Annotated in this window: 15 protein-coding genes; 2 read left to right on the forward strand and 13 right to left on the reverse strand. The window is 44.8% G+C overall.

The window, feature by feature from the left end:
• Positions 1–30 precede the first annotated feature (30 nt).
• The 3 genes from IE165_RS12955 to IE165_RS12965 all read right to left on the reverse strand — a co-directional run bounded on the left by IE165_RS12955 (position 31) and on the right by IE165_RS12965 (position 2,619).
• Positions 31–564 carry a fumarate hydratase gene (locus tag IE165_RS12955; RefSeq protein WP_189627054.1) on the reverse strand — a complete coding sequence of 178 codons (534 nt, stop codon included), beginning with the start codon at positions 562–564 and terminating at the stop codon, positions 31–33.
• Between the two features lie 4 nt (positions 565–568).
• Positions 569–1,966 carry a class II fumarate hydratase gene (fumC, locus tag IE165_RS12960; protein ID WP_189627055.1) on the reverse strand — a complete coding sequence of 466 codons (1,398 nt, stop codon included), beginning with the start codon at positions 1,964–1,966 and terminating at the stop codon, positions 569–571.
• Between the two features lie 83 nt (positions 1,967–2,049).
• On the reverse strand, positions 2,050–2,619 hold the full coding sequence (locus tag IE165_RS12965) for a hypothetical protein (RefSeq protein ID WP_189627056.1): 570 nt from the start codon (positions 2,617–2,619) through the stop codon (positions 2,050–2,052).
• A 209-nt stretch (positions 2,620–2,828) separates the two neighbouring features.
• Between IE165_RS12965 and IE165_RS12970 the strand changes: the two genes are divergently transcribed.
• The gene (locus IE165_RS12970; RefSeq protein ID WP_189627057.1) at positions 2,829–4,433 is read left to right on the forward strand and encodes a S41 family peptidase; all 1,605 of its coding nucleotides are present in this window, start codon (positions 2,829–2,831) and stop codon (positions 4,431–4,433) included.
• Between the two features lie 23 nt (positions 4,434–4,456).
• Here the strand turns inward: IE165_RS12970 and IE165_RS12975 are convergent, their stop codons facing one another.
• The 10 genes from IE165_RS12975 to IE165_RS13020 form a co-directional block, all read right to left on the reverse strand.
• The gene (locus tag IE165_RS12975; protein ID WP_189627058.1) at positions 4,457–5,566 is read right to left on the reverse strand and encodes an endonuclease/exonuclease/phosphatase family protein; all 1,110 of its coding nucleotides are present in this window, start codon (positions 5,564–5,566) and stop codon (positions 4,457–4,459) included.
• 1 nt (position 5,567) lies between these two features.
• Positions 5,568–6,443, reverse strand: a complete 876-nt coding sequence (locus tag IE165_RS12980; protein WP_189627059.1) for a rhomboid family intramembrane serine protease — start codon at positions 6,441–6,443, stop codon at positions 5,568–5,570.
• Between the two features lie 42 nt (positions 6,444–6,485).
• Entirely contained in the window at positions 6,486–7,196 is a 711-nt protein-coding gene (locus IE165_RS12985; protein ID WP_189627060.1) for a rhomboid family intramembrane serine protease, read from the reverse strand.
• A gap of 31 nt (positions 7,197–7,227) precedes the next feature.
• Positions 7,228–9,108, reverse strand: a complete 1,881-nt coding sequence (gene mutL / locus IE165_RS12990; RefSeq protein WP_189627061.1) for a DNA mismatch repair endonuclease MutL — start codon at positions 9,106–9,108, stop codon at positions 7,228–7,230.
• Positions 9,109–9,320: 212 nt separating this feature from the next.
• Positions 9,321–14,165 carry a DNA repair ATPase gene (locus IE165_RS12995; RefSeq protein ID WP_189627062.1) on the reverse strand — a complete coding sequence of 1,615 codons (4,845 nt, stop codon included), beginning with the start codon at positions 14,163–14,165 and terminating at the stop codon, positions 9,321–9,323.
• Between the two features lie 144 nt (positions 14,166–14,309).
• On the reverse strand, positions 14,310–16,424 hold the full coding sequence (locus tag IE165_RS13000; RefSeq protein ID WP_189627063.1) for a flotillin family protein: 2,115 nt from the start codon (positions 16,422–16,424) through the stop codon (positions 14,310–14,312).
• 13 nt (positions 16,425–16,437) lie between these two features.
• Entirely contained in the window at positions 16,438–17,121 is a 684-nt protein-coding gene (locus IE165_RS13005) for an OB-fold-containig protein (protein ID WP_189627064.1), read from the reverse strand.
• Positions 17,122–17,135: 14 nt separating this feature from the next.
• Positions 17,136–17,336: a DUF4177 domain-containing protein gene (locus IE165_RS13010; protein ID WP_189627065.1), complete on the reverse strand. Its 201-nt coding sequence runs from the start codon at positions 17,334–17,336 to the stop codon at positions 17,136–17,138.
• Positions 17,333–18,010: a PspA/IM30 family protein gene (locus tag IE165_RS13015; protein ID WP_189627066.1), complete on the reverse strand. Its 678-nt coding sequence runs from the start codon at positions 18,008–18,010 to the stop codon at positions 17,333–17,335. Before IE165_RS13015 ends, IE165_RS13010 begins: the two co-directional genes overlap by 4 nt.
• Before the next feature lie 5 nt (positions 18,011–18,015).
• Positions 18,016–18,405 (reverse strand): YbjN domain-containing protein, encoded by a 390-nt coding sequence (locus IE165_RS13020; RefSeq protein ID WP_189627067.1) that lies wholly within the window; start codon positions 18,403–18,405, stop codon positions 18,016–18,018.
• Between the two features lie 103 nt (positions 18,406–18,508).
• Here IE165_RS13020 and IE165_RS13025 point away from each other — a divergent pair, with 103 nt between their 5' ends.
• On the forward strand, positions 18,509–19,168 hold the full coding sequence (locus tag IE165_RS13025) for a helix-turn-helix domain-containing protein (protein WP_189627068.1): 660 nt from the start codon (positions 18,509–18,511) through the stop codon (positions 19,166–19,168).
• The last annotated feature ends 1 nt before the right edge of the window (position 19,169 follow it).

The following is a 19,169-nucleotide window of genomic DNA, read 5'->3' on the forward strand; positions in this document are numbered from 1 at the left end:
CACAAACGCTTTTTTATTGATCTTGTTCTGCTAATCTTCCCAACGTCTTTTCGGAAGACAGGATATGCTATGTATTTTGCGTAGGACTACAGGTCTTTGATCAAAGCGGCTTTCTAGCACTAACGAGTCCGCATCGTGATAGGCCACGCGATAGCGCGGAAGGTATGTTCCGGTTTTGTAGCAACCGGCCGTTTTATACTTTCCGTTTTCTTTGGTATAGATGCCTTCTCCGATCAAACTATCCCCACGCATCACGTAGACTCCCTTCGCGTATTCGTTCCACTCACCGTTCTTATAACAAGAGTCTGGTATGCGCTTCATTTTGGCATGAACGTGCATTGTGGTATACACCGAATCGCAAATGAACTTGAATTCGTGCAAAGTGTAATCCATCATTTGCGTTTGATGGGGGATGCTGTCTTGCACCCATACACCTTGTAGGAACGCTGCACCTTCCGTTTGCATCTCGGAGTGTCGCACGCAGCTGTTTGTAGCAAACAGCATGCTCGCCAAAAGTGCCCAGCATGCCGTTCTTTTGATATTTTGCTCGGGTAGATTTATCACCTAATTATTTTAAGCTTCCAACCATTTCTTCTGGCTTCACCCATGCATCAAATTCTTCCGCGGTTACGTAACCCAAAGCAATAGCCGTTTCCTTCAACGTCGAATTGTTTTTATGGGCAGTTTGCGCGATTTCCGCAGCTTTGTAATAACCGATTTTGGTGTTCAATGCGGTAACAAGCATCAAGGAGTTGTTTACAAGTTCCTCTATGCGTGCGTAATTGGGTTCGATACCTACCGCGCAGTGCTCTTCGAAAGACACGCAAGCATCCCCGATTAATCGGGCCGACTGTAGGAAATTAGCAGCCATAAGCGGCTTGAACACATTCAATTCGTAATGCCCCTGCGTACCGCCAATGGTGATGGCAACATCATTGCCCATGACTTGTGCGGCCACCATTGTTAATGCCTCACATTGGGTCGGATTGACTTTGCCGGGCATGATGGAAGATCCGGGTTCATTCTCTGGAATCAGAATTTCGCCAATGCCCGAACGTGGACCAGATGCTAACATGCGAATATCGTTGGCAATCTTATTTAATGAAACAGCAAGTTGCTTCAAGGCTCCGTGGGATTCCACGATAGCATCATGGGCCGCTAACGCCTCAAATTTGTTGGGTGCCGTAACGAAAGGCAATCCGGTGAACTCGGCAATATATTTTGCGACTAAAACATCATATCCTTTAGGCGTATTCAAGCCCGTTCCTACAGCGGTTCCGCCCAAAGCAAGTTCGGCTAAGTGTAGCAAGGTATTTTTGACGGCTTTGATGCCATAGTTTAGCTGAGCAACATAGCCAGACAGTTCTTGTCCCAAGGTAACTGGGGTTGCGTCCATCAAATGTGTACGGCCAATTTTTACGACGCTCATGAACTCTTCGGATTTACGCTGCAAGGTGTCGCGCAATTTTTCTACGCCTGGAATGGTAACCTCAACAACTGCTTTGTATGCTGCGATATGCATCCCCGTAGGAAAGGTGTCGTTGGACGACTGTGATTTATTTACATCATCGTTTGCTTTGAGAACAGGATCGCCTTCACCGATTTTTCCGCCAGCCAATACCTGCGCACGGTTTGCAATGACCTCATTGACATTCATATTAGATTGCGTTCCGGATCCCGTTTGCCAAATAACCAATGGGAATTCATCCGTAAGTTTTCCGGCTAGGATTTCATCACAGACCGCCGCTATGGCATCTCGTTTCTCTATAGACAGCACGCCGAGATCGTGATTTGCAAAGGCGGCAGCTTTCTTGAGATAGGCAAAACCTGCTATGATTTCTGTAGGCATGGATGCCGAAGGCCCAATCTTAAAATTGTTACGTGAACGCTCAGTCTGTGCTCCCCAGTATTTATCTGCAGGAACTTGCACTTCGCCCATCGTGTCTTTTTCTATTCTGAATGACATAATTAAACGTATTTATTTACGTGCAAAGTTAATGAAAATTATAGAGAAGCTGTGCGGATTGCCTGACTGAATTGCTTTTGTGGTTACATGCCAAGCCTCTTATCAATTCGCTCTTGGACATGATGATAAAGCTGTTTGGGCTTAAGCGTTCGCCAAGGAAAGCTGTTCAGTTCGCCTCCAAAATGTATGTAATAGTCTATGCCGTGCGATTTGAACTCTTGAATCACATGTTCCCTAAAATTCAGCGCTACGATCCATCCATCGCTGCTGTCTTCATACCACTCTTCATAATAGGAGTCGTCTGATCCATGGAAATTTAATACATTCTCGCCGATCAGCAGAAATTTATCGACGCCCTCTGCTGCCAGCATATCGATTACCTCTCTTTTGAGCAACATAATATCGTTGTAAATAGCGTCGTTCCATTCGCCAATAAGCTCTATGATGGCGTATCCTTTTTCATAATCCACATAGAGCACTTTGAGGTATAGGGTTTGGGAACCAAAATCATCCCACTGGGGATGGAGCAAAAAGTTATAGATCTTCTTATCAAACTCAAATTCGCTATAAACCACGCCATAAAATGGCGATCGCTCATCATCTGCAGCGACGTAATCGTCACGCCAATTGTAGTAGGGTTCTATCTCGTGCAAAACGGATTTGTTTTAGTTGTCCAGCAGCTATAAAGTTACATGGAATTTGTATATGTATAACTCAACATGCTAATTACTTCGGTAGCCTATTCCATATGACATAAAAATTATGAAACATTAGCCGCTTTTAAGTGTATTTTAAGCAAATACCTGTTGATTTAGCATGCAAATTGAAGAAAACTATTTAATTTTGCAAACGAATTTTATACATGCAGAAAGGTACAAAAAGAAATCTATTTGTCGCAGCGACATATGCCGCCGTCTTGCTATTGGGGATCCTTTTAGGGCAAAACTATGTGGATGAGCAGGGGAGCAAGCCGGGGAATAGTTTGGTTCCGATCGGTTTGTCTAATAATACGTGGAAAATACAGCAACTGTTGGATTTGGTGGCTGACAGTTACGTAGACAGCGTAAATGTAGATTCTGTACAAAATGGGGCGATCAATCATATCATTTCACATTTGGATCCGTATTCAAGTTATCTCGTTCCCAATGAGTCGCAGCGGCAGACCGAAATTTTGGAGGGCACTTTTGAAGGCATCGGCATGGAGTACTTCAATTTGAACGATACCTTGATGATTGTGTCGCTGATCAATGGGGGACCTGCCGATAAGGCTGGATTTCGCGTGGGCGATAAGCTATTGAAGATCGGCAACCAAACGGTGGCTGGGATCAATATATCAAGAGAACGTGTAGAAAAGTTGATCCGAGGGCGCCGAGGTACATCCCTACATATCCATGTCAAGCGTGACTTTGAAGAACTGGCCGCACCGATTAAGGTCGTGCGCGATCAAGTTACGGTAAGTTCTTTGGACGTCGTGTATATGATTCGGCCAGGAATAGGCTATGTGAAAGTGCGTCGCTTCGGTATCAATACAGGCGACGAATTTCGCCAAGCGGTGGTGGAATTGAGGAAGCAGGGCGCGACCAAGTTGATCCTCGATCTTCGTGACAACGGAGGCGGGTACTTTCATATGGCAATCAAAATGGCTAGTGAGTTTTTTAGTGATCGGAGGTTGGTGGTCTATACGGAGGGGGCACATGAAGAGAAACAAACGTATTATTCTGATGAAGGTGGAAACTTTTCTACGGGCGAACTGGTCGTTTTGATCAATGAAAATACGGCATCAGCCAGTGAAATTGTTGCGGGAGCTGTTCAGGATTGGGATCGAGGAACGATCATTGGGCGGCGCTCTTATGGTAAGGGTATCGTTCAGGAACAGTATGATTTTTCTGACGGGTCTACAGTCAATCTTAGTATTGCGCGCTATTTTACGCCACTTGGAAGAAGTATCCAAAAAAAGTACAGCCCCAATTGGTCCAACATGGTTGATTTCAACAATATGTACGAAGGGCTTTGGGCGTTGGATACGCTTTATGCGCACGGCAAAACGTTCAAGACGCTCGGCGGTAAACCCGTCTACAGCGGCGGGGGTATCCTCCCGGATATTGTAGTTCCAGTCGATTCCAACGCGTTGAGTTTATTTTACCAGGATTTGATTCAGTATAGCTTTATTGAACAATTTGTTTATACACGTTTCACCAAAAAACTACCTGCATACTCTATAGACAACTTTTTGCAAGGCTACCACTTGCCTGACAATGAGTATCACCGATTTATTGACTTTGTACGTGCGGAAGGCTTTTTAATTTCGGATCGGAAGAAGAACGACCTTCGGCGGGTCATTGAAAGCGATATCGAAGCTTTGGTTGGCCGATATTATTTTGGTAGAGAAGCGTATTTCAAGGTGAAGAACAGAAGTGACGCTTTTGTGCGGCGCGGATTGGAATTTTTGGAGGCCGCGCAGCTTTAAGAGATTCCGCTACACTTTCTTCGTCAGAAGGTTATGTCGGCCCACACGGGATAATGGTCGGACAGCTTTTCCTTGACCACTTCATAGTGTTTCACACGAAATTTCGTACTGCATAGAATGTAGTCTATTTGAAAAAGCGGGAGCATTTCATAGTGGGTCACACCCCAGCCGCTTCCTTTCTCACGGAAGGTGTTCTTTAGTCCATTCCGCACTAGGTTTACGCTATAGGACATTGGCGTATCGTTGAAGTCGCCCATCACGAAGATGGGGTAGCGTGTGGCGTTCATGTGATCGCGTAGAGCTTCGGCTTGTTTGCTGCGTCCCTCAAAAGCATATTTCAATTTTCTTCCGACCCGTCGTGTTGCACGCTCTTCATTGGTTACATTCGAAGGATTTTGGATAAACTCTTTATCTTCTGTTTGCAGGCCGAAGGAGCGTAAATGAACATTGTAAACACGAATGGTATCGTTGGCGCGGACAACGTCGGCAAAAATAATCCGATTGATGCCATATTCGTTTTTAGTAATGGTGCCAGCGTTGATAATGGGAAATTTAGAAAAGATAATTTGTCCGTACGCTTCATGCTCCGTTTTCATGGCCGGTTCAAAATAATAATCTTTGAAACCTGCTTCGTCCAAAATCCGGCTGGTCATTTTTTTGGTACCTTTTATTTTAGAAAAAAACTCTTGAAAGCACAGGATGTCAGGATTCGTGTTTTTTATCAGTCGGATGACATCGCCTTTCAGATCCGTAGCGGGCAGTTGATCTATTTCAGTAAAAAGGTGTGCATTAAAGGTCATCACTCGTATGGTGCTATCTGTTTTCTCCGGACTTTTAACTTGCTTGCGAAAGCCCATATGCTGATTTAACAGATTCCAACCCAGAAAAATAGGAACTGCCATAACGAATGCATACTTCGGTTTGCGTAGCAGCCAGTAGCCTACAAAGCCTATGTTGACAAGGAGTATAGGCAGATAGCCCAATCCGAAAAATGCGATAGGCCAAAAAGTCTTCGGATTGATGTAGGCCGCGGAATAGCTTAACAACAACAACACTATCGCGATAGTGTTGCAAATTAATATTGTTTTGCTAAAAAACCCGAGATCTTTCCTGAACAAACTGTTTTTCGCCATGTTATCGCTCGCTATCACTTGCTTTAAAAAGCACTTCTTTTTCTTGCGAAGTTAAGCTTTCGTAGCCTTCTACGGAAATTTTATCTAAAATCTCGTCGATCTCCTCTTGGTTGGGGAGGTCGGATTGATGTCTGTACTTCATGGTTGACTTGAAGGCCTTACCATGATGGACGACCTTCAGCTTAGATCTTTTCTGTAGCTGAAAAAATGAGCTGAAATCATTTCCTTGCTGCAGGGCTCGTGTGACGACAAGCCCCCAAAGAGCGGCAAAGAGGAAGGATACTGCGCCGGCCTTATTGACCATACCGATGAAGATCACGGACAACGCAACATAAGCAATGGCCAAGTTTTTTAACGATATGTTTCCGATCAAAAAAAGACGAATCTCGGAACGCGGAACTAATGCCGCAATTGATGTGACGAGCGCAGCCAAAGCAAATGACACTCCTTGGTAGGATACCTGGGCGCTATTTTGGAAAGCCGGAATCGTCCCGAATATGGGGTACGAAAGCCCTCCTAAAAGTACGGCAGAGATAAAAATAAATAAAAACTGCCGTCGATTTAAAAAGTTAAGAAAGGTGTTGCCCATCCAGAACAGCCACAGGCAGTCAAACAGGAGGGACAGTAGGCCGGTGTATACAAAGGGGTAAGAAATAAGGCTCCAAGGCTGTTGCAAAAATTGAAGGAAGGAAAGCGGTAAGGTGAAATCACGGACCACATAGTTGTACAGGGAAAAGTTGATCAATCCCAGGTCCTGGATCAGGTCGAAAAGATGAATGGCTACAAATAAAAGAACTTGAGCCGATATGATATACGGGACAGGCGATGGACCTTGATACGTATCCCGCCAAAATGCTTTTAACACACTTTCTTTCATCTTTTTCGTTTTATTACATCGTCCATTTTATTTGCAGAAAAGTTAGATACCTCGTCTGATTCGCCATGCTTTAATGAGTATATATCCGAAAAGTGCACCACCTACGTGAGCCAAATGGGCAATTGAACCGCCAGCATGTGAAAATCCCAAATATATCTCGATAAGAATCAGTATAGGGATGAAGACTTTTGCTTTGATGGGCACAGGGATGAAAAATAAATAAAGCGGCATATTTGGAAATAGATAAGCAAAGGCTAAAAGTAGTCCGTATATAGCACCCGAAGCACCAACTAGTGGGGTTCCGTAAATAGAAGCTAAGGTCGAAAATTGCTCTTGGGTAACTTGCAGGCTGGATGAAACACGGTCATTTAAAAAGTCGAATTGTAAGAGTGATGAGGCTTTTACTGTTCCGGCGATTTGATAAACCTCGAAAGCTTGCACGCCATATTGCAAGATCAGAGCACCTATCCCACAAATCAGGTAGAAATTTAGAAAGCGCTTAGAGCCAAACATGTGCTCTATAATAGGGCCGAACATAACTAAGGAAAACATATTGAAAAAGATATGGCTAAAACCTCCATGCATAAACATGTAGGTAATGATTTGCCACACATTGAAAAAAGGCGAATCGGGATAGAATACGCCGAAAAAGCGGATAGACTGGTCAAAAACTGCAGAGCCAATAAAACAAATCACGTTGATGATTAATAGGTTTTTGACGACTGGTGTAAGATTTGAAAATATACTGTTCATATGTGTTCCTGACGATGTTGTATTTATGTTCTTAATTTTTATTAAATCGCTCCATAAGTTCTTGCAAGGTTATGGTAACGATAATTGGTTTTCCAAAAATGGAGACGCTGGGTGATTCCGTTGCGAAGAGGTTGTCGATGAGTTCTGCCATTTCTTGATTATCCAAGGAGGTGCCTGGTTTGATGGCTGCACTTTTTGCTAAGCTGCGCGCCAAATTGTCCCTTTTGTTAAGTTGTAGAGCATCCTTATTATTTTTAAAATCTTCCAAAAGTTGTTCCAAGATTTTAGCTTCGTTAATACCGGATCCCAAGTCTGCAGGAAGGCCATCGACAATAAAGGTTGTCTTCCCGAAAGGACGCAGCTGAAAACCTAGGGTTTGTATCTCGGACAGCATATCTTCCATGAGGGCGAAGTCAGCACTGCTTAATTCCACGGTTTGCGGGAAAAGGCTCTGCTGGCTGCTTCCTTGATTGTTTTCGAGCTGTTGTATGTATTGTTCGTAAAGAATGCGTTCATGTGCCGCTTGTTGATCGATCAGCATAAAACCCGAATGGATTTGGGAAACGATGAAGCGGCTATGCAGCTGAAAAAACTGCTTTTTGTTTTCCACGGAGTTTCCTTTTGCAAGTCTGCTTTCAGGCGCTGTGGTCGTTTCGCCTTCCGTCGAATGCAGGGATGCCTGTTCGCTCTCTTTCTGTTGGGAGATCTGGTAGAGTGTATCCCAATTTTGAGGAATTCCAGCCTTTTTCTCAAAGCCCTCCGCATAAGCCGATGTGCGGGATTTGGATGAAGCCTTGGCATCTTCAAAAGGGTTAAAATTAGGGTTGAACGATATCGTGGGCGCCTGTATTTCGTCCAAGGGTTTGCTGGTAATCAAGTTTGTAAAACTTGTTTCTTGGTCGAAATCCAAGGTTGGCGCAATGTTATAGCGTCCGATAGACCGTTTCAAGGCCGAGCGTAGAATGGCATAGATTGCCTTATCATCTTCGTACTTGATCTCCGTTTTTGTAGGGTGTACATTGATATCGATTTTGGCGGGGTCAATATCAATAAAGAGTACATATAAGGGAAACGTCTCCGCCGGCAGAATATCCTCGTAGGCATTCATCACGGCGTGGTTCAGATAGGGGTCTTTAACAAAGCGATTGTTGACAAAGAAAAATTGTTCACCACGGGTCTTTTTCGCATACTCTGGTTTACCAATGAAACCGCGAAGCGCGATGATCGTTGTCTCTTCCTCTACCGGCACGAGGCGTTGGTTATAGCTATTCCCGAATAAGTGTACAATGCGTTGTTTCAACGTTTCGGATGGCAGGTGGAAGATCTCATTTCCATCGCTATGCAGACTAAAAAATATGTTGGGGTGCGCTAAAGCTATACGTTGAAACTCATCAATAATATGCCGCATCTCTACAGCGTTACTTTTGAGGAAATTGCGTCGAGCAGGTATGTTGTAAAAGAGGTTTTTTACGCAGATCGTAGTTCCTGAGGGTAAGGCTTCCGGATATTGTTTGATCACTCTTGATCCTTCAATTTCCACTATGGTGCCCAGCTCATCTTCCACACGGCGTGTTTTGAGCTCCACTTGAGCAATTGCGGCAATAGAAGCCATCGCTTCACCGCGAAAGCCCATTGTACGTATTGCAAAAAGATCCTCGGCGCGGCGTATTTTCGACGTGGCATGTCGTTCAAAACACAAACGGGCGTCCGTTACACTCATGCCACAACCATTGTCGATTATCTGGATGAGCGATTTCCCTGCATCCTTTACGATAATCTTGATTTTATCTGCTCCTGCATCAATAGCATTCTCCACCAATTCCTTCACCGCTGAAGCGGGGCGTTGAACCACCTCTCCTGCAGCAATTTGGTTGGCTACCGAATCGGGCAACAACTGAATAATATCTGACATACAGGAACAAAGTTACGAAAATGCTTGCGAAACTGGTACGCTTATCCGAACTTCAAAACCCCGTTCTTCGTCAAAATTAGGCTAAGCTCGTGCAAGATTTTTCCAGATGGATGCAGCAACCCTAATACCCACGAGATGAACACCAATCTGGACCTGCTTTGCACCGACCAGGGGGCATGCTAGTGAAAACAAAAGGGCACTGCCCCTTTGTTTCAATCTTTGTTTTGAATGGCCTTGATTATTCCCTCTAGATTTTCATTGAAAGAGAGGAGTTGTGCGAAGACCTTTTCGTCTTTCCCAAGCCCACCATGTTTGTTGTTTTTACGAAAAATTTCAACAATTTCTTTCCATCGTGCTTCTTCACTTGGCGTTTGCAGGCCTGCCAGTCCCTTTAACTTGAGTAGATTGCTCTCGGTGTCGGCGGTCAGTGTTTGCGATTCACTCTCATAATGTGCCAATACCACCTGCTCGATTTCTTTCGTATTCATCATAGGCACCACTTGGGCCACTAGCTTGCTCATGTTTCTGTAGGAGCCTTGCATTTTAAATGGTGGTTCCGTTCTGTAGCTGTCCTGCATCGCCGCACTGCGTATGTAGCTTTGGTTTACTTTAACCACCGTGTCTCGAATGGTCAGCACGTGTCGCAGCACCGAAAGGAAGTCGTCGATTTCTTGTTTAAGGTAGTTGCCCTCAAGATCAGGAAGCTGGTCAGCATCGGTTTCCACGTAGCGGATAAGTGCATAGAAATCGGCGAAAGACTTTCCTGATATTTTTGCAAGATAGCTATTTTCCATGGCTGCATTTTCGACGAGGCTGAGGTTGAAAAGGTGTTCGGTGTCGCCGATCACATCACCGAGGTTATATACATCTGCACGGTTGGCCAACATGTCAGGTATCTGAAATTTTGCACCGCTCTCGGTATAGGGGTTTCCAGCCATCACGATACAAAAACGCTTACCTCGCAGATCGTACGTTTTACTCTCGCCGTCAAAGATACCGTCGATCTTGCGTTGCCCATCCGCTAGGGATATGAATTTTTGGAGAAATTCGGCACTCAAATGCTGGATATCATCGAGATAAAGCATCACGTTGTCTGCCATTTCTAAGGCTAAGTTTACCTTCTTTAACTCCTCCCGCTCGCCCGATGTTCTTGCCTCAACTGGATCTATAGAGGTGATATGGTGACCAATCGTTGGGCCATTGACCTTAACAAAATGCAGGCCCATGGTTTTGGCTAAGTATTCCATCAGCGTAGTTTTCCCATATCCTGGGGGTGATATCAACAGAAGCATCCCCATGCGTGCGGTACGTTTGTTGTCGCCTGCGGCCCCCAGTTGCTTAGCCAAATTGTTTCCTATCAGCGGGAAGTACACCTCATTAATCAGTTTGTTGCGAACGAAGGAAGTTAATATTTTTGGTTCAAACTCGTTGATCTTGAGCTCTTTTTCGTAGGCCTTGCTAATTTGTTCTTTTAGCGTGGTGAAAGCTGCGTAACGCGGTACGCTTTCTTTGGTAAAAGCGCTCAATTTTTTGATAAAGACATGATAGGGTATACTGTAGCTTCCGTTTTGCAAGGCTGCATGATTACCTTTAAGATTTTCCAACTGTATTCCCTCGTGTGCGAAGACGAGTTGATAGTTGTCGTTCGGAAAGAGGAGGGCAGAGGCCGTTTCAGGTATTAAATGTATCAGTTTATCCCCATTCTTTTGTTGATCGACATACGAATGCAACCAGTTAAGGGCCAAATAAAAGCGATCCATAAGATCAAAATCGTTGCTTTGCACGTCGCTTTCAAAATCTTTGTGAGCTTTCTTTTCGCTTAAAAATCGCAGGAATTCCTGACGTAAATGATCCGCTTGCTCCGCTAGGGCAAACTTTCCGTATTGTGTGAAGGTTTCAAATAAATAAGCTGCCAGTTCGGAAGCTTCAACAGTCGTAACCTCCGTTGGTGTCGGCTTTTTAAGGAGCTGTTTTGATATTTCCGTAATCGTCGACTGGTAGTGGGTGGAGTTTGGAAACGCTTTTAAGACACGGTGCGCGGACTGAATTAAATGTGCTAAGCGCGAGCGCTCCTCTTCGGGAAGACTATGGTAGAAAAGTTGTGCAGAAGCACGTACAGAGCCCTCATAACGTAACAGTTCCAGCTTTTTATCCAGTTTTTGCAGCGCGTGGAATATAGCCAAGGCATCGATGTTGTGCACGCCTTTCATGTAGCTTTCCGAATATTGCTGTTCTACCATTTGATTGATGTAGCTTTCCACATCGAAATTCGACGTATTTTGTGCGGTCAAAAAAGCTTTGTAAGCAAGATACTCTCCGCGGTAAACGGTTTTATTTTCTGAGATCAACTCCTGGTCCCAGATATCCGCATAGGCCAAAAATTCTTCATTCCGTACTTTTTGATAGAAGCTTGTGCCGGTCAGATGGTAGAAAAGCTCTTCGTTTCTCCTTACCAAGGTCAGGCTCAACGATTGCTTGTTGACCGTAAATTTATGTTTGCCAAGGGCGATGATGTTTTCGCCATCCACGTATAGCTCGGACTTATCACGCAGCGTCCGCAACGCATCTTCCTGTGATTTCTTGAGCAAGTTTTCCAAGTTCTCGGCTTTGGAAATATCGTTCAGCGCTTGCAGTTCAGCCACGAGTTGGCGCACCTTGTCGATCATGAGATCCGCCGCATAAAAGCTGAAGATCTCTTCCCGACTTTTGAAGGTGTTGGATTTGTTTTCGACGTTTTTTAACACCCTTAGGCCAATCTGTTCTAAAGCAATTGTACGCTTGTTGATCTGTTCAACAATTTGCTCACGTTTGCTGTTGAAAGCTTTGATGATTTCATCGCGCTTATCTGCAATTTTAAGGGCAAAGTCGTCAAATTCGGAAAACCGGCTCTCCAGTTCCTCAAGTTGTACCAAGGTTTTGGTATAGTATTCTTCTACCTTTTCGGCGGAGGAAGACAGTTCCAAATAATTGGTTACCGATTGTTCGAGTAAGGTGAGCTGCGCAGAAAATTCAGCCGTAGCTTCCTTGCTCTTCAAGGACTGTAGCTTGCGCGTCAGTTGGGCGCGTACCTCATTGAGCGAAGCGAAGATGACCGATATCTTCTCTACAATTTGTGTCGTCTGGGTTGCATCATCGATCTTTAGGCTATGCAGGATGTCTATGAGCAATTCCAATTCGTTGGAGATAGCCGAATTGCCTTCTTCAATGGCTTTGGCATCAAAGGCTTTTTCGATAGCGCCAACAGATTGACGTTGCGCGACGACGCGCTTTTCGTAGCTGTCAAGCGCATCGTCCTTTAAAAGGAACGTAATGGTTTTTTCCGACAGCATCTCAATGATGCTATTTAGATTGGCCAGTATGGCTTCGACCTGATCCAGGTCAATATAGCGGACGTTTTTTAGCTCGATTACTTCACCTAGATGTCTGCGTGCATCGGCAAGTTGGTTCACTAATTGGTCCAACAGGGTGACTGTCGTGCTATCGACTATAAATTGTAATGCTTCCAGCTTCTTCTTTGCTGCGGATAGCTGTTCTTCTGCATGCTTGCGTTGTGCCTGTACTTTGATAAATTCATCGATGGCCGTGTTGGCCACTTCCCGGATTTGCTTGAGTGGATGGGCAAGGTTTTTTAATGCGTCGTCTTCGATCCAAAAATACGAATCCAGTAAGCTAGTGGATTTCTTCAGGATGTCCTCATAAAGCCCTTCGTAACTATCTTCTTTGTACAGTAGTTGGATCACTTCCTGCGCTTCGGCCATAGCCTGCACAATCTGCTTGTTGCCGACCTTGTAAAGCGGGTCGTTTTTCTTTTCTTCGTTTTCCTTCAGGGTGGCCATGTAGGGCGTGTCCCAAATTTGCACCTGATGGTGACGGGTCGCTTCGGCCTCCGTCCGGAAGTAGGTTAAGCTTCCGTCTTGAAATATGGTAAATCCGTTACAGATAATCGGCGTTTCGACCGCCTGCTGAATGATGTTATAGGACATCAAAATGTAGGTGTTCGTTTCCGTTTGCGTGAAGACATATAAAAAGTCTTCGCCATTGGGCGACACAATCTTGCGTAGGAAGGTAACATGCTCGAAGTTTCCCTCGAATAGTTTGTGTGTGCCATTTTGTAGGTAGTAGCCGTTGGCGAATATAATACCTTGGTTGTCCGGTAGCAAGATCGCGGAGTCGTTCAGCGATTTAAGGTTGACCACCTCCTTGGTGCGCTGATTAAACACGTAGGCGCGAAACTCCTCCTGATACGGTTTGATGCGTATAGCGATTAAATTGCCTAAATCAACGTAATGATATTCGGCGTCGTCAAGCTGCTGATCGAGATTTGTTACCTTCTCCGAATAGATACCCTTTCCACTGTCGGTGTTGTCTTCAATCTTGAACGTGATATCGCCATGTAAGGCCTCGATAAATACCTTGTCCAAAATCGATACGTGTGGATATTTCCCTAGACGGCGGTCTTCTAGTCCAGTTTTCGTCCATTCAAATTCAAATTGATCGGGCAAGCGAACTTCATGTATGCTTCGGTCGTCCTGATAGTGCAGTTTTCCATCTTTTATGAGCCACTTGAAAGCTTTCAGATCCGAAGATTTTTTGCTCGTTTGGAAAATCATGTACAGGTAATTCTCTGTCCTGCGAAACCGTGCGAAGATCGAATCTCTGTAGTATTTGTACAGGTTTTGGTAATCGGCTATAAAGGCCGCATCATGGATAAGGTCGAGCGTCTGCGGGATAAATTGATTGTTCTCGAAGAGGTAAATACTGAATACATCATCGAGTTTGATTTCTGAGCGAAGTCCAAAATGAACGTTGTATCCAAAGATACAGATATTCTCCAGGGCGATAATTCCACGGGCAACGCAGTTGTTGTCAGTGGTTATGCGCTGATTTGCTTTCAATACAAATGAGGTCGCATTGAAAATCTCTTTTCTAGCCTGGTTTAAGGCGTGTAACCGTTTTGATAGATCATCCTTCTGCGTCAATAGCCTTTTACGGATGATTTCGTATGCGCCTACATCTAAGCTATTGTTTGTTGCGGTTCCTTCGTTGTTTTCTTGCATTCGTGTACGTAGTCTTGGGTTGCTATCCTTGTTAAATCGTTAAGTATTACGCTTGTCGATTTTGTCCTTCTTGAAATGCTGTTCAGGCGCTATGAGCGCCCGAACAGCATTTTAAATTTTGGGTAAGCCGGTCGCGACCTTGTTTTATAAGCTTATTTTTTTGTTGGAAACGCCTAAATTGTTGGCCAACGAAAATAAGGAGTTGATAAAACCGCTATCTTCCTTATCGGCTGAAGCAGCCTGCTGTAGCTTCAGTAAAGCGGCCGATACGGTCAGGTTTTTGATGTCGTTCGAGGAAATTCCGTATTTGTCTGCTAAGCTCTTTATTTTCTCACCGAGGTCGCCATCGCCATGCTCGCCAATCAATGCATTTTTGATCGCTGTTGCGTGTTTGGAGTTGTCAATCAATTGATCAAAACCCTTCGAGTTTGAAACCTGCCGAACGATGTTCTCGAAGAACATCGTCTCTCCACCAACGATATCGATCTTGGCCGACTTTAGGGCTTCTGACAACACCCCTGCTTGCGCGGTAGCGATATCTTTTTGGATGTTGATATGAGCCATTTCGATATCACGTTCTTTTTGCAGTTGCAATTTAAACTCTTCGTGTTCTTTCCCTACTCCGTCAAGTTGTTTCATTGCAGCCGCTTTTTCTTCGATTCCTTTTGCTTCTGCCAAAGCTTTTTCGCGCACCACTTCTGCCTGGGCCAATCCTTCGGTACGTAAGGCTGCGGCTTTCTTCTCGATAACACTGGCTTCTACGGTGCCTTGCTTTTCTTCGGCTTCCGCTTTTGCGATCATCACTTCCGCTTCTGATAGACCGATAGCAGCCTCTTCTTTCGCTTGCGCTTCGGCGATAATTTTGCGGGCTTCCGCTTCTTTCGATGATGCTTCTTTCTTTGCCTCGGCCTCAATTAGCAACTCTTGTGCTTTTTTCTCGGCGATCTGGCGTGCTGCCTCGGCATCGATCACTTTCTTCGCGGCTTCTTGTTCTGCTGCAATCTTGGCAGCTTCGGCTGCTTTGACCGTAGCAATCAAGCGTTCCTCAGCTTCTTGTGAGGCTGCGATGACCCCAGCTTGCTTCTTACGCTCCACTTCACGGAAGGTTTCCACATCTTTAACCGACTGCTGTTCTTCCACCACGCCTTTTTCTAGTTGGACGCGCTCTTTGATTACATTCTGTATACCTTTTTTCTCCGTTTCGATGGATCGTTCTTTATCTATCTGTGCCAAAGTCACGATGCGCTCCCGCTCTGTTGCTTCCAATGCACGATCTTTTTCCACGCGTTCAGTTTCTACGGCGTCAGTCCTCAATTTAGCTTTCTCGGCAATGATAATCTGGCGCAACTTGTTTTCTTCCTGTATTGCGAGCTGTTCTTCCGTTGCAATGCGTACGGTTTCCGACTTCAGGCGCTCTTCTTCGCGCACTTTCGTGATCTCGGCGTCCTCACGCGCTTTGATGTTGTCGATCTCCCGGCGTTGCCTTTCTTCTTTCTCTGCCAGTTGCCTGTCGAGTTCCAAGATTGCTTCCCGCGCTTCCACATTTTGTTTGCGAATAACTTTCTCCTCGTCTCGGCGTATCAAGTTGGCGTGGATGTTCTGCTGGGCAGTAAGTTCTGTTATTTTCTTGATACCTGCAGAATCCAAGATGTTGTCCGGGCTCAAAAATTTCAGCTCCGTTTGTTCCAAATAGTCGATGGCGCAGTCGTCCAAGATATAACCGTTTAGATCTGTGCCGATAATATTTAAGATCTCTTCCCGAAATTCACGGCGTGCTTCGTACAGTTCGATAAAATCGAATTTCTTACCCACTGTTTTCAGTGCTTCGGAGAATTTGGATTCAAAAATGTTTTTCAAGGTTTCCGGCTCGCTCGCGCGGTCGCAGCCCAAATTCTGCGCGACATTGATGACGTCGTCAACGGATTTGTTCACTCGTACGAAGAAGGCCACCTTGATATCCGCACGGATATTATCTTTACAGATAAGTCCGTCATGCTGCATACGAGCGATTTCGATTTTTTTGACGGAGATGTCCATGATCTCCATTTTGTGGAATACGGGTACCACATACATTCCTTTGTTAAAGGCCACACTGGAGCCCCCAACACCGGTCCTCACGATAGCTTTTCCTTGTGGGATTTTTTTATAGAACATACTGAGTACCACAAAAAATGCCAAAACAAGGAATACGACTACGCCGACGGCGATCAAAACTAATCCCGTAAGTCCGTCTACAAATAATAAAGTGCTGCTTGTCATTGATTCAGATAATTTAGATGCTGTGTAAGTTTATTTCTTTTTTAACGTAATAGATTTTTCTGTCCGCTGTTTCGCCTGTAATAACCACTTGCTCGCCGTAAGCGATTTGGTCACCATTATGGCTTTTCACCGGTAGCCGTATCACATCGCCAGCAATAATGATCTCTACGGATCCGATGCGGTCTTCTGCTACAGAGGTGCGCATGGTGCCCGAGCGCCCTAAGAAATCGTGCGGCTCTTCGCCCGCATAGCCGACCTTTTTGTATAGCTTGGCGACAGGGATGGTAACGTAGTGCATGAGCATGTAGGTCAGGATGAAGATCGGGATCAAGATAAGCACCGACTTCCATCCAAATTGGGCGAGGTTCAAGGCTATCGAGGAGGCGATGGTGATCAGCCAACCGATGAATTTGAACAAGGTGACAATCACCATAAAAGGTGCTTTTCCAATATTGATAAAGTTCATCGCTTTTGATAGTAAGGTAGTTTCGCCATCGCGCTGCATATCTGGATCGTCGGGGCTGTCCACTTCGTGGACGTCTGCACCGTCAAAGTCTATGTCTGCATCTGCATCGCCAAAATCAAAGCCGTCGCCGATCAGCATGGTAAAAAGCCAATAGACGAGCGAGATGCCTGTCAGCACGGTCATGATGGCGTTTGGTAGCGGGTTAAAGAGCAAATGTAAGATAGCGTCCATGTGAACTGAAAGATTTAGTTAATGGGTCGTTTAAATGTATAGTGAAACGTCCAAGACGTGCCGCTCACAGCAAGGTCTTGCATAGCGACAAGTTCCCATCCCTCTTGGCCGAGCGTATTCAGGATGTTATCCAGTTCTTGCGGATCCAGTTTCTTTTGCCAAAAACCCTTTGGCTCTACTTTTACGGTTTTGTATTCAAATCTTTTCATCATCATTTAATTCCCATTTGTTTTTTTAATGCTGTTAGTTCGTCTTGTATAGCCTGCTGTTCATCCGGGAGTTCGCTCTTGTTTTGTGCCATCTCGGCGTATGCTTCTGCCAAAGCTTCATCGTTGGCTACCTTACGTTTTACTCGCTGCAACATATCAAGCGTACTGTTGCTGTCCATGTTGGCCATCTGCTGGTTGGCTAAGGAGGCGGCCTCGTTTACCTTTTGCTTGGCACGGAGGGTGGTCAGCTCTTTTTCCCATTTCGCAATATTGTATTTCAGCACGTCGATATGCTTGTGTACTTCCTGCAGCTTGCTAGTTTGTTCCAGCAGTTCTGCCTGCAGCTCCTGCGTATCTTCCACGAGTCTTTTCTTAGTGAGTAGGGCCTCGCTAGCCATTTTTTCACCTTCCGTTGCGGTGAGTTCGCCTGCTTGAGCCTTGGCTAATGCGCGTTTTGCCTTTTCGGCAAGCGTATTTGCTTCCTGCTCTTTGTCGCGGACGCGGCTTTCCGTGCGGATAATCGTCGCCCGTACTTTAGCGGCAGATTCCACCGTGTCACTGAGCTGCTTTTTCATATCACGAATGCCCTGTTCACTCAGGCTGATAGGGTCTTCCATTCGTTCCACAAGAGCATGGATTTCGGCTTGCCCGATTTTTAAGAGTCTTTTGAAAATGTTCATCACATCTATGGTTTTGAAAATTGTATAAGTTGTTCATAATACTCGCTAAGCAATAGGGACAATGAATTGATTGCCGCGTCAAATTCGTTTTGATCAAGGTTATGCACCTGTAGGGTGTAGCGGTAGATCACTTTTTTGCCGTCTTCGGTCAGTGCAAAGCCTCCATGGATAATATCACGGTTCTTGATAAGTAAAGCTTTGAAGACTTCCGACCTTTCATCAACGAGCGTAAAAAGATACAATTCGAAAATAATAACTGGGGGCGCGACGCCAATGATGAGGTTTCGTATGCCGTCGGCATCGCTCTCGATCATGAAAAAGCCTTCTTGCTCGTCTTTTTTGCTGATGCTGAATCCACTGTTTTCTATATATTTTTCGACCTTACTAAATTGCATTGGCTAATTAAATTGTATATTTGCTTATATTCTTTGCATAAAGATAGTTAATGCAAAATTATTTTGCAAAAAAAAGTACGATTTCTTTTTAAAATAAATGACGATGAGCCAAATTGGAAACAATATTAAGAAGTTGAGAAGTGTGAAGGGGCTGAGCCAGCAGGCATTTGCAGACCTGTTTGGATTAACTAGGGGCAATATTTCATCGTACGAGGAACGGCGCGCTGAACCAAAAATCGAAGTGATGCTGCAGGTTGCAAAATATTTTAGCATACCGATTGCTGAATTGTTGGAAAAGCAGCTTACCGTAAATGAAATTTTGAATTTTGAAGATTATTTTCCGTCGGACCCGCTCACGATAGAGACGGGAACCTTGGCCAAAATTCCGTTTTTAGATCGGGATTATTTTCGGCATTACGATGGCTCTGCTGCAAGCTTGGATAGCCGGCCGTCTATATACCTGCCACTCGATAGTAACAATAAATTTCTTGCAATAGAGAATAGTTCTTTCATTCCCCACCCAGTTGGTTTTGCCTTCGAGGAACATATGATTTTGTTCTTTGAGCAGGTTAGGGTAGATATCCTACATACTTTAGGTGATCATTTCGGCTACTTTGGTGGCGATACGCCCTTTTTCGGTCGATACGATTTGGCAGGGAAGGAGATTGGCCTGGTGCTGAATGATTGGAAGAAGGAGGTGTATACCGCTGAGACAGCTCCGCACTTTTGGAAGCTGTTTGGGAAGTTTGAACGGGTGATGTAGT

This window comes from Sphingobacterium griseoflavum (assembly GCF_014653155.1).
Classification (GTDB): domain Bacteria; phylum Bacteroidota; class Bacteroidia; order Sphingobacteriales; family Sphingobacteriaceae; genus Sphingobacterium; species Sphingobacterium griseoflavum.

Excerpts from the sequence above, each read along its gene's own strand:
- fumC (WP_189627055.1), bottom strand. The coding sequence starts at position 1,966 with ATGTCATTCAGAATAGAAAAAGACACGATGGGCGAAGTGCAAGTTCCT.
- IE165_RS12970 (WP_189627057.1), top strand. The coding sequence starts at position 2,829 with ATGCAGAAAGGTACAAAAAGAAATCTATTTGTCGCAGCGACATATGCC.
- IE165_RS12975 (WP_189627058.1), bottom strand. The coding sequence starts at position 5,566 with ATGGCGAAAAACAGTTTGTTCAGGAAAGATCTCGGGTTTTTTAGCAAA.
- IE165_RS12980 (WP_189627059.1), bottom strand. The coding sequence starts at position 6,443 with ATGAAAGAAAGTGTGTTAAAAGCATTTTGGCGGGATACGTATCAAGGT.
- IE165_RS12985 (WP_189627060.1), bottom strand. The coding sequence starts at position 7,196 with ATGAACAGTATATTTTCAAATCTTACACCAGTCGTCAAAAACCTATTA.
- mutL (WP_189627061.1), bottom strand. The coding sequence starts at position 9,108 with ATGTCAGATATTATTCAGTTGTTGCCCGATTCGGTAGCCAACCAAATT.
- IE165_RS12995 (WP_189627062.1), bottom strand. The coding sequence starts at position 14,165 with ATGCAAGAAAACAACGAAGGAACCGCAACAAACAATAGCTTAGATGTA.
- IE165_RS13000 (WP_189627063.1), bottom strand. The coding sequence starts at position 16,424 with ATGACAAGCAGCACTTTATTATTTGTAGACGGACTTACGGGATTAGTT.
- IE165_RS13005 (WP_189627064.1), bottom strand. The coding sequence starts at position 17,121 with ATGGACGCTATCTTACATTTGCTCTTTAACCCGCTACCAAACGCCATC.
- IE165_RS13010 (WP_189627065.1), bottom strand. The coding sequence starts at position 17,336 with ATGATGATGAAAAGATTTGAATACAAAACCGTAAAAGTAGAGCCAAAG.
- IE165_RS13015 (WP_189627066.1), bottom strand. The coding sequence starts at position 18,010 with ATGAACATTTTCAAAAGACTCTTAAAAATCGGGCAAGCCGAAATCCAT.
- IE165_RS13020 (WP_189627067.1), bottom strand. The coding sequence starts at position 18,405 with ATGCAATTTAGTAAGGTCGAAAAATATATAGAAAACAGTGGATTCAGC.
- IE165_RS13025 (WP_189627068.1), top strand. The coding sequence starts at position 18,509 with ATGAGCCAAATTGGAAACAATATTAAGAAGTTGAGAAGTGTGAAGGGG.